Source organism: Longitalea luteola, from assembly GCF_017356035.1.
Taxonomy (GTDB): Bacteria; Bacteroidota; Bacteroidia; order Chitinophagales; family Chitinophagaceae; genus Niastella; species Niastella luteola.
The window spans coordinates 317,576-333,417 of record NZ_JAFIQX010000002.1; the positions used below are offsets into that span (position 1 = coordinate 317,576).

At 44.1% G+C, this 15,842-nt stretch carries 7 protein-coding genes; 4 read left to right on the top strand and 3 right to left on the bottom strand.

Annotated features, from left to right (window positions below; translation table 11 throughout):
* The first annotated feature begins 474 nt into the window (after positions 1-474).
* Entirely contained in the window at positions 475-2,154 is a 1,680-nt protein-coding gene (gene rho / locus JUB15_RS05480; protein ID WP_207511325.1) for a transcription termination factor Rho, read from the top strand.
* Positions 2,155-2,239: 85 nt separating this feature from the next.
* Here rho and JUB15_RS05485 read toward each other — a convergent pair whose 3' ends face one another.
* The 3 genes from JUB15_RS05485 to JUB15_RS05495 all read right to left on the bottom strand — a co-directional run bounded on the left by JUB15_RS05485 (position 2,240) and on the right by JUB15_RS05495 (position 4,826).
* Positions 2,240-2,584: a 4a-hydroxytetrahydrobiopterin dehydratase gene (locus JUB15_RS05485; protein ID WP_439650996.1), complete on the bottom strand. Its 345-nt coding sequence runs from the start codon at positions 2,582-2,584 to the stop codon at positions 2,240-2,242.
* Between the two features lie 128 nt (positions 2,585-2,712).
* Positions 2,713-3,147, bottom strand: coding sequence for an IPExxxVDY family protein (locus tag JUB15_RS05490; protein ID WP_207511327.1), 435 nt, complete (start codon positions 3,145-3,147; stop codon positions 2,713-2,715).
* Positions 3,148-3,176: 29 nt separating this feature from the next.
* A complete protein-coding gene (locus JUB15_RS05495) occupies positions 3,177-4,826 on the bottom strand; it encodes a M20/M25/M40 family metallo-hydrolase (RefSeq protein ID WP_207511328.1) in 1,650 nt (549 codons plus the stop codon).
* 570 nt (positions 4,827-5,396) lie between these two features.
* Here JUB15_RS05495 and JUB15_RS05500 point away from each other — a divergent pair.
* The 3 genes from JUB15_RS05500 (at position 5,397) to JUB15_RS05510 (ending at position 15,786) form a co-directional block, all read left to right on the top strand.
* A complete protein-coding gene (locus JUB15_RS05500) occupies positions 5,397-9,170 on the top strand; it encodes a DEAD/DEAH box helicase (RefSeq protein ID WP_207511329.1) in 3,774 nt (1,257 codons plus the stop codon).
* A gap of 218 nt (positions 9,171-9,388) precedes the next feature.
* Positions 9,389-12,370 (top strand): outer membrane beta-barrel family protein, encoded by a 2,982-nt coding sequence (locus JUB15_RS05505; protein ID WP_207511330.1) that lies wholly within the window; start codon positions 9,389-9,391, stop codon positions 12,368-12,370.
* Between the two features lie 605 nt (positions 12,371-12,975).
* Entirely contained in the window at positions 12,976-15,786 is a 2,811-nt protein-coding gene (locus JUB15_RS05510) for an outer membrane beta-barrel protein (protein WP_207511331.1), read from the top strand.
* Positions 15,787-15,842 lie beyond the last annotated feature (56 nt).

Consider the following 15,842-nt stretch of genomic DNA (forward strand, 5'->3'; position numbering starts at 1 on the left):
GCAACGATGGGTGCCAGGTTTAATAAAAATTATGCCCCAAAGGCAACCGGTTGATCATTATGTAAATAATTTTTTATAATATTTGTGCTGCAAATCAAAATAGGCTGGAATCGAATTTGCATATTCTCCCATAAGCCTGGTTGTAGATCATATCATTTAAAAGGTGCCGCAGCGAAGAGAAAAGAAAGAAAGAGGACTTGAACCGGCAAAAAAAGTAGCCCATAAGCCCTGAATATATGCAATCGGGGTTAAAAAAGTGACATAAAAGCGGGATCAAACCCAAAAATTTTTGCTTTTTGTAAATTTGGCGTATTATTGTGTTTGGAATAGGGCTGATAAGTCATACCCGATACTCACAAAGCTCATCAGTTAATCTCATTCCACGCATATAAACTCATTTCAATTTTATTTCAAACGAATTTTCAACGAACAAAGTTTGCTCGTCTGATTAGGTGTTAACTCACAAGTTATTTTATGTATGACATTTTGCAATTGAACGACATGCTCGTTCCAGAACTGTTAGATATTGCTGAACAGTTAAAAATACCCAACGCAAAAAAATTAGATAAGCAGGAACTAGTATATAAAATCCTCGATAAGCAGGCTGTGATGGCTAGTGCAGTAAAGAATGGTACAGCTGAAGATAAAGGTAAACGTAAAAGAGTAGTAAAAACAACTACTGCAAACGCAACAGAAGAAGCCGATGTGGTCAGTGGTGATGAGAAACCAGCGCGTAAAGAAATGAAGAAGGAAGCACCCAAAAAGAAAGTGATTGAAAAATCTGCTCCTCCCAAGAAAGGCCGCAAGAAACCAGAACCAGAAGAAGAGGAAGAAGTGGCCCCCATCTTACCGGTAATGAATGACGACAGCGATGAAGATGATATTCCGGTAATAACGTCACGCGATGAAGAAGACGACGACGAAGAAACCAACACCCTGATTGCCCAGGACCACGAGCGGATCTCAGAACCACAACCTTCCGTAGAACAGCAACAAAAATCATATCCCCACCGTCGCGAATCTGCCTTTAATATTGAGTTTGACGGCGTTATTATGGCCGAAGGGGTTTTAGAAATGATGCCCGACGGATATGGCTTCCTCCGCTCTTCAGATTACAACTACCTTTCTTCTCCCGACGATATTTATGTTTCTCCTTCACAGATAAAATTGTTTGGCCTGAAAACCGGCGACACCATCTTTGGTGCTGTTCGTCCGCCAAAAGAAGGAGAAAAATACTTCGCGTTGTTGAAAGTAGAAACCATCAACGGTAAACAACCGGAAGAAGTGCGTGACCGTGTTCCTTTCGATTACCTCACGCCACTGTTCCCATACGAGAAGCTGAACCTGTTCACGCAATCGAATCAATACAGCACCCGTATCATGGACTTATTTACGCCCATTGGTAAGGGACAACGCGGGTTGATCGTAGCCCAGCCCAAGACCGGTAAAACCGTATTGCTGAAAGAAGTGGCCAACGCCATTGCCGCCAATCACCCTGAGTGTTATCTGATGGTCGTGCTGGTTGATGAGCGTCCTGAGGAGGTTACTGATATGGAACGCAGCGTACGTGCTGAAGTAATTGCATCTACCTTCGATGAACCGGCTGAAAAACACGTAAAAGTGTCTACCATCGCCCTGCAGAAAGCCAAACGCCTGGTAGAGTGCGGACATGACGTAGTAATCCTGTTAGACTCTATTACCCGCCTTGCACGCGCCCATAACACTGTTGCGCCTGCTTCTGGTAAAGTATTATCGGGTGGTGTGGAAGCCAACGCGATGCAAAAGCCTAAACAATTCTTTGGCGCCGCCCGTAAAATTGAGAATGGCGGCTCCCTCACCATATTAGCTACCGCTTTGATAGATACCGGTTCGAAAATGGATGAGGTGATCTTTGAAGAGTTCAAAGGTACCGGTAACATGGAATTGCAGCTGGATCGCCGCCTGGCCAACAAGCGCGTATTCCCTGCCATTGACCTGGTAGCATCTTCTACCCGCCGTGACGACCTGTTACTTGAACGTGATGTATTGCAACGCATGAACCTATTGCGTGTGTATCTTACCGATATGAATACCGAAGAAGCAATGAACGAATTGCTGAAACGGATGCGCGGTACGAAAGACAATTATGAATTTTTAGCAAGCATGAACGGCTGAACACCATCTGCCGCAAAACATAATAAAAAGCCATCTCGCTAAAACGGATGGCTTTTTTATTGCAGTTAACAGCATTGCATTTTGATCAAACAAGGGCATCGATCTTTTTAGCCAGCTGCCGGTCTTTATCGGTAACCACATCGCCGGCGCTGTGGGTGCTTAACCATACTTCTACCTGGTTCCATACGTTGGTCCATAATGGATGGTGATCCATTTTTTCTGCCTCCAGCGCAACCCGCGTCATAAAGGCAAATGCTTCGGAAAAGTTTTTAAATTCAAACTTCCGGTAGAGCTTATTATCTTGTTCCTGCCACATAGATGAAAGTTTATTTGTTTGGTTACAGGTTTCAGAGCTTGCCCCGCACAGCGGGGTTACAAGTTCCAGGGGTACCGGTTTCCAGTTACCGGGCCTTACTATCGAGGCTAACAACTGTATTTAACTCCGGCATTTGCTGATTTCGAAAGTTCGTAAATCTTAAATCGGAGAAACCTTTAACTGCATTCCGCGGTAACCGGTATCTGGTAACCGGCTACAGTTACCTATTTTCAATGACTGTGTTAAAATATCAAATGGCCTTTATTTTTGATCTTCTCATTCGTTAGCTCCATCACCAGCTGAACGCCGGAAATGGTTTTAACGGAAGCTAATATCTGTTGGAAGAATGCATCAGGTACGGTATCGCCTTTCATCAGCCATAAAAAATCAAGATGCCTGAATTCGGGCAACAGGTATTCACCGTCGTACTGGTTGTTATATAAATAGTGTACCAGGCTGCCTAAGGGTTCGCGGTATTCAAAAACTGAGAAATAATAGTGTCGCTTTTTTTTCTGCAGCTGGATCTCTATATCGTTGTTAATGCGAAAATCAAAATGCAGTAAATGGTTCAGGTGCCAGCAAAACTGGTAGCTTTTGAGCGGCGCCACAATTCCGGCTAAACGGGTATTGTCGAAAAAATCATTGGCCAGATCATCCAGGTCGAGCTTAAGTTTCATGCCATTATATTGCCATAAAGGTATAAAACTTAGAATTCAACAGGGCCTTCTTTCATTTCTTCGCCTCTTTTATACTTCACGGTGGTTTTATCGCCCTTATGGAACTTAGATAAAGCCTGCATGTAGGTTTCGAGGTTATGAGTGTCGTAGGTACCTAATTGTACAATTATATCCCCGGTTTGAATACCTGCTTTTTGCGCAGGCCGTCCATCGCTAACACCATCTACCCGTACACCGCTGCCGGCAAACGTATAATCGGGCATAATACCCAGGGTAACATTAAAACGGGCGGCGGTACTCATAGCCGGTTCGCGCGTTTTCTGAAAGGCCAGTTTGCCTTTGGTATTGGTAAGGGCTACCAGGCTTTCAATGTATTTTATGACGAAAAGCTCGCCGGTGTAGTTGATCTTATCGGCGTCATCGGTAGGCTTATGGTAATCACTGTGCAGGCCGGTAAAAAAGAAAAGCACCGGAATATTCTTTAAATAAAAAGACGTGTGATCGCTGGGCCCAACACCACTGGAATCGTATTTAGCCGTAAAATACTTCTGCTTGCTTAACGCACTGAACACGGCGGGCCAGGCGGGGGAAGTGCCATAACCGCCAATGGTAATGGTTTTACTGGTATCGTTCAGGCGGCCTACCATATCCATGTTCACCATGTAGTTCACCGTTTGCAGATTGATGGTAGGGTGTTCTGTAAAATATTTAGAGCCAAAAAGGCCCAGCTCTTCACCAGAGAAGGCGATAAATACATAATTGTTATTCCTGTTCTTCGACAGTTTCAGCAGCCTGGCCAGTTCAATAAGGGCGGCTGTTCCGCTGGCATTATCATCGGCGCCATTGTGGATCTGCCTTTCCCCGGTGCGCAGCATACTATTGCCATCTTCACCAAAACCCAGGTGGTCATAATGCGCGCCGAAAATGATCGTGGTAGGAGCGCCGTTATTAATGATACCGATCACATTGTTGCCTGTTCTTTTTTTATCGCTGATCACTGTCTTTAAACGGATGTCGAGCGTGGCCGACTCATCGGTTAAATATTGTTTGCTGGCCTTCTGGGTTAAATAAATAACCGGTATCACCAGCGGGCGGGAATTGTCTTTGGCGTCGAATTGAAGGTTGTCGGCAATTCCGGAGCTATTATATACGAATAAAGCAGTAGCACCTTTCTCATGCGCTTTCCCGGCAATGGTTTTTATAGCCGCGGTGAGGTCAAAATGCGGGTTATCTTTATTCTCTTCTATAATATCTTTCAGGTCATTGAACCAGGGAACGCCCTGCTCTTTTACGGCAGGCGATGCAGCAGCTGTAAGGCTGGCATCAGGACAAAACACAAAAGGAAAATATTCCTCGGTTAATTTGAGCTCCTGGTCATTTATGAACAACAGGGTAGAAGCGTTGATCTGTTTGCCATCATAGATCTCAAATGGCTGCAGCCAGCCCTTTTCACCTTTTGGTTCAAGACCGGCCTTTTTAAATTCATTGCTGATGTATTCGCTTGCCAGCTTTTCTCCGTTAGTGCCGGCCCTTCTGCCTTCCAGTTTATCATCCGACAGGTACGCGATGTGCGCCTGCAGGTTGGCAATCATAACTTTATCGGCTTTTTTCAATTTCTGGCCTACCGAAGACAGGGAGGCGAACAATAGAATGATCAATAAACGCATGAACAGGTTCATTGTACTTATTTTTCAGGCTTAGGTGCAAACAAAGTTATACTTAGACAAAGCCTGTACCAATAATTGTTTATCAAAAATTACAGCCATTTGTAAAACAGAAAAATCGGCGAAAAGCGAAAGCTGTTTTTGGTTAAAGCCGGGCCCCCTCAGGAAAATAATACTATTTTAACACATTTTTCAAGGTCTGTTGCAGGTTATTGAATTATTTAGGCGTTGATCTAAGACAAGTAATGGAGCTCTTGTGCAGGAAGAACTGAACAAATTAATTTATAATCTGTTTATAAATGCCTGTTAACCGGATGTTTCTGAAATAACGGTGCACAAAGTCACGAGATTAATTTTGTTTAAGATCGTTTTTTTCTTTATAAGCTCACCTTTTTTCCTTTACTTTTGCAGATTGCCCTTTTGATAACAATTGGCAGTTGGCGGTTGGCAGTTAACTGTTGAATTTTTTAGCAGCTTGCGAATTAGCAGGATTTACAATTTTAGGGTTTATTGCAAATGGCAAACTGCCAACTGGAAATTGAAACTGCCAGCTATTACAAGGGATTTGGAAATTTAAAAATTAGCATGGCACTACCTCATCTTATTAAGTATGTGTACACCAATGGAACTGATGAAGTGATCCGTAGGGGAAAGAAGATACACGCCATCGGGTATGTAGAACTGGTGGACTATGATGAACTTCTTGATTCTGTGACGTTCAGGGTTAAGGATGATAGTTATACTACTTATTATAAAGTAAACATACAGAAGTTTAAGGATGCACGTACGCTCTCCGTGCGTTGTGCATGTCCGTATAACCTTGGCGATATTTGCCGTCACGAAGCGGCCGCGCTTATTCAACTCCAGGAGATGCTGGATAAGAATATGCTGAAGACCGAAAAAGTGGATTATGACCAGAAGCATACCGTACTGAAGATGAAATTCATCGACCTGAAGACCCTGCGGTTGCTCTGTTCACCCGAAACATATACCGAAGCTGAAAAATACCTGCGCACGCAACGTGCAGATATCGAATATGCCCAGGATGAAGTAGTGAAAGCTACTGTCAACATAGACGGTACTCCCTGGAAGGTAGTGATCCGCAAGAATGAAGAAAGAAATTTTGACACCAGTTGTAATTATGAAGATCGCCTGCATCCGCTGTGTTTGCCCAAGGTGATCGTATTTCTGCAATTGCTCAACGCTTACGGGCCTTACTATTTCGACAGCATTCGCAACTGGGATAAAGAGAAGAATAAATTACTGGAAGCCTATGGTTATTCACTAAGCGATAACCTCGACGGCAAGTTTGAATTTACCTATAAAGACGGCAAACCATTTTTGCGGGTACTGGATCCTTCCATTAAACGCATTTCACCACAGGATGCTGCCCGCTCCAAACCAAAACCGGTAGTGGCCGAAGTACCTGCTGTTACTGAGACCGTAGCGGTAGAAGAACCGGAAAAAACAACCCAATTCACCCAACGGTTGGGAGTGGTATTTAATTTCAACTACGAAAGTTATCCCGGTTTTTCCATTGATGCTATCAGCGGTGAAGTAAATGAGGAAGCCACCCAGTTCACAGGCAAGGTAGAAAAGCTCGACCTGTCCAAGTTTATTAACCTGGACGTTTATTCAGAAAACGACCGGCAAATGGTGCCCCAGCTGCGCAAGATGCAGGATGTGGAAGTAACCAAGTACCTTAACCGCAATTCACCCTTCAGTGGAATATGGGAGAACATCATTCACCATGAAGAAGATGACCTGCCTGAAGAGACCAAGGCCCTGATGGTGGAATACCTGCATCCCAAATTGAAGAAACTGTTTGCAGATGTTGCTTCGAACCCGTTTGTTTACTACCTGAATGGTAAAAAGGTTTTTAAAACAGAAAACCTGCATACCGCCGGTATTGTAACCGACTATATTACGCCTTATTTCAAAGTAATTGCCGGCAAGAACAGTTATGAAATTGAATGCTGGGTAAAGCTGAACGGACAACATGTGAACATCAGCGAAAACAGCATCAACAGCAGTTTACTTTTCTTCTATAACGATAACCTGTTCCTGTGGGATAAACCTGAAGATGTTGGCCTCGTAACACAATTCCACGGCAAAGGAAAGCTGGTATATTCCAAAGCCGACTGGCCTGAGCAATTGCGTAAAATGGTATTGCCACTTACCAAAGATTACCATGTGGAGTTTGATGGATCGCTGGTAAGCGAAGTAAAGGACGGTGATCCGGAAAAACGGGTGGTGTTGCAGGAAAAAGGTGATTATCTCGTATTTCAACCGCTGTTCTCGTATAAAGGATTTGAGACCAAACCTGGCGGCAAAGATGAGCTGGTGATTCCCGACACGGAAAGAGTTGTGATCGTTCACCGGAATAAAGAAAAAGAATTACAGTTCATTAAAAAGCTGGAGAACCTGCATTCAGGGTTTATAAGACCCGAGGGCGGCCAACAGCTGGCGCTGAAAGGAAGTGATGTACTGAAGAATAACTGGTTCTTTTTGTTCGTTGACGCCATGAAGGAAATGAAGATCCCGGTGTTTGGATTTGATGCGTTGAAGAACTTCCGCTTTAATACAGCGCGTCCTCAAACAAAGATCCATATCAGCAGCAATACCGACTGGTTCGATGCGCGGGTTGATATTGTATTTGGCGACCAGAAAGTGACCATTGCCGATGTAAAGAAAGCGCTGGCCAACCGGCAGCAGTTCGTACAACTGAACGATGGAACGCTGGGTATTTTACCGGAAGAATGGATCAAAAAATATTCACTGCTGTTCAGGGTGGGCGAAGGCAAACAGAACCAGTTGCGCCTGTCGAAATACCACATGAGCGTCATTGACGAGCTGTATGATAATCGCAGTGAAGAAGAGCTGGTATTAAGGCTTGAAGAGAAATACGAACAGCTGAAAAGCTTTAACAAGATAAAAGAGATACCCCTGCCTGAACATCTGCAGAATGTGCTGCGTCCCTACCAGGAACATGGATATCACTGGTTGCATTACCTCAGTGAAATTGGCTGGGGTGGTATCCTGGCCGATGACATGGGTTTGGGTAAAACCGTACAGGCTTTATCTTATCTGAATTATTACAGGACCAGTCAGGGTAAGCTGCGGGCGCTGGTTGTTTGTCCAACCACATTGATGTTCAACTGGGAAAATGAGATCAAGAAATTTACGCCTACGCTTACCTATTATATCCATCACGGTGGTGAAAGAACGCGTGGCAAGGAACAGTTCATGAATGCGGAGATCATTATTACCACTTATGGAACCTTACGCAGCGATATAAAACTGCTGGTCGAAATTCCATTCGATTATGTGGTGCTTGATGAATCGCAGGCGATCAAAAACCCATCCAGCAAGGTTACCAAAGCTGCCTGTTTATTGCAATCGAAGAACAGGATCTGTTTAAGTGGTACCCCGCTGCAGAACAATACATTTGACATTTTTGCCCAAATGAACTTCCTCAATCCGGGCATGCTGGGCAGTGTTGAATTCTTCCGGCAGGAATTTGCCATTCCTATCGATAAGTTTGGCGAGGCCGACCGTAAAGACCATTTGCGTAAACTATTATATCCATTCATATTACGCCGTACCAAAGAGCAGGTGGCCAAAGACCTGCCCGATAAAATTGAGACCATCCTCTTCTGCGAAATGGAACCGGAGCAGCAGGCGATATACGATGCTTATCGCAATGATTTCCGCGATAAGATCATGGGTACCATCGAACAGCAGGGCATTCAACGGTCACAGTTAACCATTTTGCAGGGTTTGATGAAACTGCGGCAGATCTGTGATTCACCAGCCATTTTGAATGAAGCAGAAAAATTCCCCAATCACTCCATAAAGCTGGAAGAGCTGGGCCGTGAGATCACTGAGAATATCAGTAACCACAAAGCGCTGGTGTTCTCCCAGTTCCTGGGTATGCTGGCCCTCATCAAGGAAAAGTTGAAAGAGCTGGAGGTTGATTTTGAATATTTCGATGGAAGTACTTCGGCCATTGACCGCGAACGGGCTATTCAACGTTTTCAGAACGACGACAACTGCCGTGTATTCCTGATCTCGCTCAAAGCCGGTGGTGTGGGTTTGAACCTTACAGCTGCTGACTATGTGTACATCGTTGATCCCTGGTGGAACCCGGCCGTGGAGCAGCAGGCTATTGACCGTACGCATCGTATTGGACAAACGAAGAATATCTTTGCGTATCGCATGATCTGTAAAGACACCATTGAAGACAAGATATTGCAGCTCCAGGATAAAAAACGATTGTTAGCCAAGGACCTGATCACTGATGATGAAGGATTTGTTAAGTCGCTTACCCGTGAGGATGTGGAATACCTGTTTAGTTAGTAAGCGGCTGGTTTTCATTGAGTAATTCCAAATGCTGTTTTTGCGGTAAATAATAAAGTGCCACGATTAGCAACTGAAATGTGCTGATCGTGGCATATTTTTTTGGAATAAGCAGGTTAACTTATCCTGACGATGAAACTTTTTACCACACGCTTTGTTTACACAAGTTTGCCGGCAGGGTGGCGTCTAAAAGTTATATTGTAATATTAAACCCATACATGAAAAAGTTTTTTACCCTGTTCTTGTTAGCGTTTGTATTTGTGTCTGTTGGTTACGCCCAAAATGTCTCGGGTAGTATCCAGGGAAAGTTATACGACAGTCTTTTTGTTGACAATCTTGTAGATGCCACCGTTACCGTACTTCATGCTACCGATACCACCGTGGTATCGTATACCCTCGCCGATGCCAGGGGCGAATTCAGAATAAAAAACATTCCTGCCGGTAGTTATCGTTTGATGATCAGCTATCAGGGTTATACACCGAAATATATAAAGTTCAATATTAGCGCCGATTCGTCCAATATACAGCTGGGCACTGTTTACATGTCCAAGAAAGACAATATGCTGCAGGAGGTGATCGTGGAGGCGCCGCCGATAACAGTAAAGAAAGATACGGTTGAATTCAGGGCCGATGCCTTTAAAACAAAACCCAATTCAACGGCTGAAGACCTGTTGAAAAAGTTGCCGGGCGTGCAGGTAGATAAAGACGGGAATGTAAAAGCGCAGGGGGAAGATGTGCAAAAAGTGTATGTCGATGGTAAGGAGTTCTTTGGCACCGATCCTAAAATGGCTACCAAGAACATCACTTCCGATATGATCGAATCGGTGCAGGTATTCGATGATATGAGCGATCAGGCCAAATTCACCCGGATCGACGACGGCAGCCGTTCAAAAACGATAAACATCAAATTAAAGAAAGATAAACGCAAAGGCTATTTCGGCCGCTTCGTAGCTGGTGCAGGTGATAATGAACGTTACCAGGCGAGCGCTATGTTTAACCGTTTTGATAATGATCGCCGCATATCGGTGCTGGCAGGTTCAAACAACCTGAACAGATCTTCTTTTTCTTTTAACGACATAGTTGGCAACATGGGTGGTTTTGGTTCACGCGGAGGCGGCTTCGGTGGCGGAGGTGGCGGTTTTGGCGGTGGCGGCCGGGGAGGCGGCGGTGGCCGTGGATTTACTGGCGGCGGCGGTTTTGGCGGCGGAGGGGGCTTCGGTGGTGCTGGCGGCGGCAATAACGGTATAACCAAAGCTACCAATGCCGGTATTAACTATATTGACAAATGGGGCAGTAAAGTAGATGTGAGCGGCAGCTATTTCTTTTCAACCAGTGAAAATCGTAAGGAACAGCAAAGCCTAACTGAACAAACGATCAAAGCCGACTCCGTTATTTTTCAGAATGAAGATATGTTTTCAACCTCTAAAAACCAGAATCACCGGTTCAACCTGCGGTTTGAATATTATATCGACTCCATGAACTCCCTGTTGTATACGCCCAACCTGGTATTGCAACACTCTGAATCATATAGCTTCGATACTTTGTTTACCCGCTCTGTCAACGCCGTGGATTTTCTCGCCAATGAAGGCACTAACATCAATACCAATATACGCGACGGTATTAATCTGAACAATAACTTATTGTACCGCCGCAAGTTTCATAAACTCGGCCGTACATTAACCATTGGCCTGAACAACAGCATAAATAATAGTGACGGAAATGGCACCACAGAATCGCCGTTCCGCTCCTATGATGCTATGGGCAATTTAACAGGGACGATCAATCAGAATTTCAGGTCGTCTCAAAAAACAAGGTCAATGAACAATGTTATCAGTACTTCGTATACTGAACCCATTGGCGCCAATAAGCTTTTAGAACTTAACTATGCGTATACCAACCGGCACAGCACCAGCGACCGCGATGCTTTTGATTTCAATACCGGTTCGCTTAAATATGATATCGTGAACAAGGCGCAGACGAATTATTTTGAGAACGATTTCATTGCGCATCGCGCGGGCGCCAACTTCCGGGTACAGAATAAAATGTACAACTGGCAGATAGGAGCAGCCGTTGAGCATTCTGACCTGAATAATTATAACGACCGCGCGCAGTATGGCGATACCACGATAAAACAATCATATACCAACCTTTTCCCTACGGCCAATTTTACCTACCAGTTCAGCCGCTCAAAGACCTTGCGGTTGTTTTACCGCGGCCGAACCAATCAACCATCTGTAAACCAATTACAGGAAGTTCCGGATGCAACGAATATTTTATCAGTAACCAACGGTAATCCATCGTTGAGACAGGAGTTTACCCATAACGTAAACCTCAATTACAATACGTTTGATGCGGTGACCTTCAAATTTTTGTCGGTGAATATTAACCTGACCAATACCCATAATAAAATTGCCAACAGCATAGACTCACTGCGGCCTGAAATAAGGCAGAAATACCCCGGTTATGATACTTTCCCATCAGCCTCACAATATATCGTTCCGGTTAACCTCAACGGATCATACAGCACCTCTTCATTTATAACATTCGGTTTGCCTTTGCAGGGCAGACTGAAAGGAAGCAGCCTGAATTTCAACAACTCTATTGCGTATAACCGCGATGTGAATATCCTGTTTCAAAAGCAAAACATTACCAACACCTTTACTATTACACAAACAGCCGGCATTAACCTCAATATTAAAGATGCACTGATCATGGGATTAAATGCCAGTGTTGCCTATAATAAGGCTACCTATTCTTTGTTGTCGAATCAAAATAATGAATACTTTACCCAAACCTATTCAGCCGATATCAGCTACACCTTCCTGAAGAACCTGGTACTGTCGACCGATTTTGATTACTACATCAATACGGGCCGTGCCGATGGCTTTAACCAAAGTATTCCCTTGTGGAATAGCAGCCTGGCGTATCAACTGTTTAAAAAGAAGAATGGTGAATTGAAATTCTCGGTAAATGATCTGTTGAATCAGAACCAAAGTATTTCACGTACCGTAACCGATGGTAAAATACAGGACACCCGGGTAAATGTATTGCGCCGTTACTTTATGCTCACCTTTACTTATAACCTTAACCGGGCCGGTACCGGTCAGCAACAGCGGCAGGGCGCTCCCCGGTTACCGCGCAGCATAGAGCGACAAATTGAGCGGAACAATAGTGGGCGCAGCGGTACCATAATGCCGTGATCGCGGTTATTATGATCGGACTAAAAAACAGGTGTGCCACACTTTAAAAGTGGCACACCTGTTTTGAAGCTAAAAAAAATCCCCTCCCGATGGATCGGAAAGGGTTAAGCACATACTTACAATTGTGGTTTCAGAGGTAAGTGCTATGCGTTATAATAAATTCTAACCGAATCTTAATGTAACTTTCTTCTTACAGGTGCAGGCGTGCTGATAGGCGAATTGCCCAGCATGATTACCGCTAACAAAGTTTTAACAAATCGAACAACGTTAGATGAAGGGCGGTAGATGGTCTTGTGAATTTTCGCACGGTGTACATCGTAGTACATTGGATTCTTTTTCATTGGTATTGAATTGTTAAGAATTAATAGAATAAGCCGCCATTTGTAACGGGTAAAGCGGTTTTTTTATTGTGGACTAATTTAATAATTATCTCATAAAATAGCCAAACTGATGGTCCTTAATTCTTACCCGGTTGTGGTAAACCCTTAATAATTACAGCAGAAACATTAACCTTCATTAACATTAAACCAACGCTGCTTAACCTGCATTGCCGGCACGTAAGAATATTTTCGTAACCACCTTACAATCGCGAAAATATAAACTGTATGAAGCATTGCTACCTGCTGGTTTTTTCCTGTTTTTTATATTCATTGGCATGGACCCAGCAAAAGGGTATAGTAAAAGGCCTTGTCTATGACACCCTTTTAAAGCAGCCGGTAGTAGCTGCAACGGTTACTTTATTACAGCGAAAAGATTCCTCTTTAGTAACCTTTGCCATGACAGACAGTAAAGGGCAGTTTGAGATCACCGGTTTACCCAATGGCGAATACCGGTTATTAACAACCCATGTAAGCTATCATAATACCAGTAAACTCTTTACTATCGATGATTCACATAAGCAGGTTAACCTGGGAAATATTATCATGAATGATGTTAGCCGGCTATTACAGGAAGTGACTGTTACGGCAGAAGCGCCCCCGGTAACACTGATGGGCGATACGGTACAATACAATGCCGGCTCTTTTAAAACCGTACCCAATGCTACCGTTGAACAATTGCTGAAAAAAATGCCGGGTATTAAAATAGAAAAAGACGGAACCGTCACCGCGCAAGGTCAGGAAGTAAAGAAGGTGCTGGTTGACGGCAAGGAGTTTTTTGGTAACGATCCCAAAATAGCCACCCGCAACCTGCCGGCCGATGCCGTTGATAAAGTGCAGGTATATGATAAAATGAGCGATCAGGCACAGCTTACCGGTTTTGATGATGGTAATAGTGAAAAGACCATCAATCTGAAATTAAAAAAAGACAAGAATAAAGGCATGTTCGGAAAAGTGACGGCGGGCGGCGGCACCAGCGACCGGTACGAAGGAAAGTTCAATGTGAATTCATTTAAAGGCGCCCGCCAGTTCTCGGTAATAGGTATGGGCAATAACACCAATGCCGAAGGTTTTTCATTTATGGATATGCTGAGCTTCAACAATGGCATGGGCAATATGCAACAGGGCGGGGGTGGCGGTATTCAGCTAAGCATCAGGGATGATGGCCCCAACAGCAATGATGATAACAACAATGGCATAAAGACCATCTGGGGCGGTGGGTTTAATTATAATGACCTTATTGGCAACAAGACCCAATTCACGAGCAACTATTTTTATAACCGGTATAATCCCAATACCGAAAGCCACATTCACCGGCAGTACTACCTTGCGGATTCATCATATTATTATAACCAGAATGCCTTTGCAAATAACCTGAACAACAGCCATAAAATAAACCTGAGTGCTGATATTCAACTGGATTCCTTTCATTCAATAAAAATATCTCCCTCTTTGGGCTATCAGCAAACAAATAATAAAGAGGTGAGCGATTACAAGAGCTGGTCGCTTACCCAAATTCCGGGCAGCAGCGGTTCCAGCCAAAATGAAACGAATAGCCGGGGCTATAATTTTAAAAATGATCTGTTGTTCCGTAAAAAGTTCCGGCGGGGTGGCAGAACAGTTTCGTTGAGCCTGCAGAACAATATGAATGCAAGCGATGGAGACGGCAGCCTGCGTTCAAGCAACACTTACCGCAATACGGCCGGTACTGTTATCAGAACAGATTCCATCAGCCAGCACAATACAAGCAGCAGCGACTTAAACAGCTATACGGCCCGGCTGGTATATACTGAACCTGTTTTCAAGAGATCGTTGCTCGAATTCAGTGTAGCAACGAGCAACAGCAAAAGTACCGCGCATAAAACGACATATGATTACGATACCATAAGTGGCAAGTTCGACAGGCTGAATGACCGGCTTACCAATAACTATGAAAATGAGTATGGTTATTATTCAGCGGGTTTGCGCTGGCGGATGCAGCAAAGAAAATTCAATGCATCGGTGGGGATGAACTGGCAGCAGGCCCGCCTGGAAGGGCATATTCTCACAAAGGGTATGGATTCAATTATCAGCAAAACATTTCCGACCCTGTTGCCCAACGCACGCCTGCAATATAATTTCACCAAATTCCGTAATCTGCGGTTGAATTATTCAACCACTACCAAACAGCCCACGGTTTCGCAGTTGCAACCGGTACCCGATAACAGCAACCCGTTGAATATTAAAGCCGGTAATGCCGATCTGCAACAGGAGCTAACACATTCAGTGCAACTGAACTTCTTTTCAGTGAACCCATTCAGGAATCGTAACCTGTTTGCTTTTTTTAACCTGCGCAGAACAGATAACAAGATCGTTGATGCCGATACGATTGATTCGGTAGGCGTAAAAACCACGCGGCCGGTGAATGTTGATGGCGCCTATGATCTTTCCGGGTCAATTAACCTGGGTTTACCACTGCCGTTTTTGAAAGGAACGGTAAATGTGAATACCTATGGAGGTTATACCAGGAACAAAACGTACATCAATGGAGCTGAAAATATGATCAGCACCTTAACTGTTGGTCCCGATGTGCGGTTCGATATCAATGCAACCGAAAAACTGGACATCTCCTTATCTGCCGGAATGAACTACTACCGCACGCAATATGGGTTACAACAGTCGCTAAATACCGAGTATTTGAACCAGCAATACAGTGCTGAAATTAACTGGCAGCTTCCCAACCGCTTTTTCTTCAATACGGAATTTACCTACGCCATTAACAGCCAGCGGGCCAGTGGCTTCAACGCAAAAGTGCCACTATGGAATGTGTTCATCAGTAAACAGTTCCTTCGCTTTAACCGCGGAGAAATTAAGTTATCGGTCTTTGACCTGTTGAAACAGAATATTGGCGTGAGCCGCAGCACCAGTCAAAATTATATCGAAGACAAGCGCGTAACCAACCTGCAACGCTATTTCCTGTTGAGCTTTACCTACAGTCTTACCAAGAATGGCTTAAGCGCACCCAACGACAAGGGCGGCGTACATATCATTAAAAGATAGCATATACCCTGGTGATCACTGCAGTATGGCATGGTAGCAAAATTGCATAAGGTACG

Excerpts from the sequence above, each read along its gene's own strand:
- rho (WP_207511325.1), top strand. The coding sequence starts at position 475 with ATGTATGACATTTTGCAATTGAACGACATGCTCGTTCCAGAACTGTTA.
- JUB15_RS05490 (WP_207511327.1), bottom strand. The coding sequence starts at position 3,147 with ATGAAACTTAAGCTCGACCTGGATGATCTGGCCAATGATTTTTTCGAC.
- JUB15_RS05495 (WP_207511328.1), bottom strand. The coding sequence starts at position 4,826 with ATGAACCTGTTCATGCGTTTATTGATCATTCTATTGTTCGCCTCCCTG.
- JUB15_RS05500 (WP_207511329.1), top strand. The coding sequence starts at position 5,397 with ATGGCACTACCTCATCTTATTAAGTATGTGTACACCAATGGAACTGAT.
- JUB15_RS05505 (WP_207511330.1), top strand. The coding sequence starts at position 9,389 with ATGAAAAAGTTTTTTACCCTGTTCTTGTTAGCGTTTGTATTTGTGTCT.
- JUB15_RS05510 (WP_207511331.1), top strand. The coding sequence starts at position 12,976 with ATGAAGCATTGCTACCTGCTGGTTTTTTCCTGTTTTTTATATTCATTG.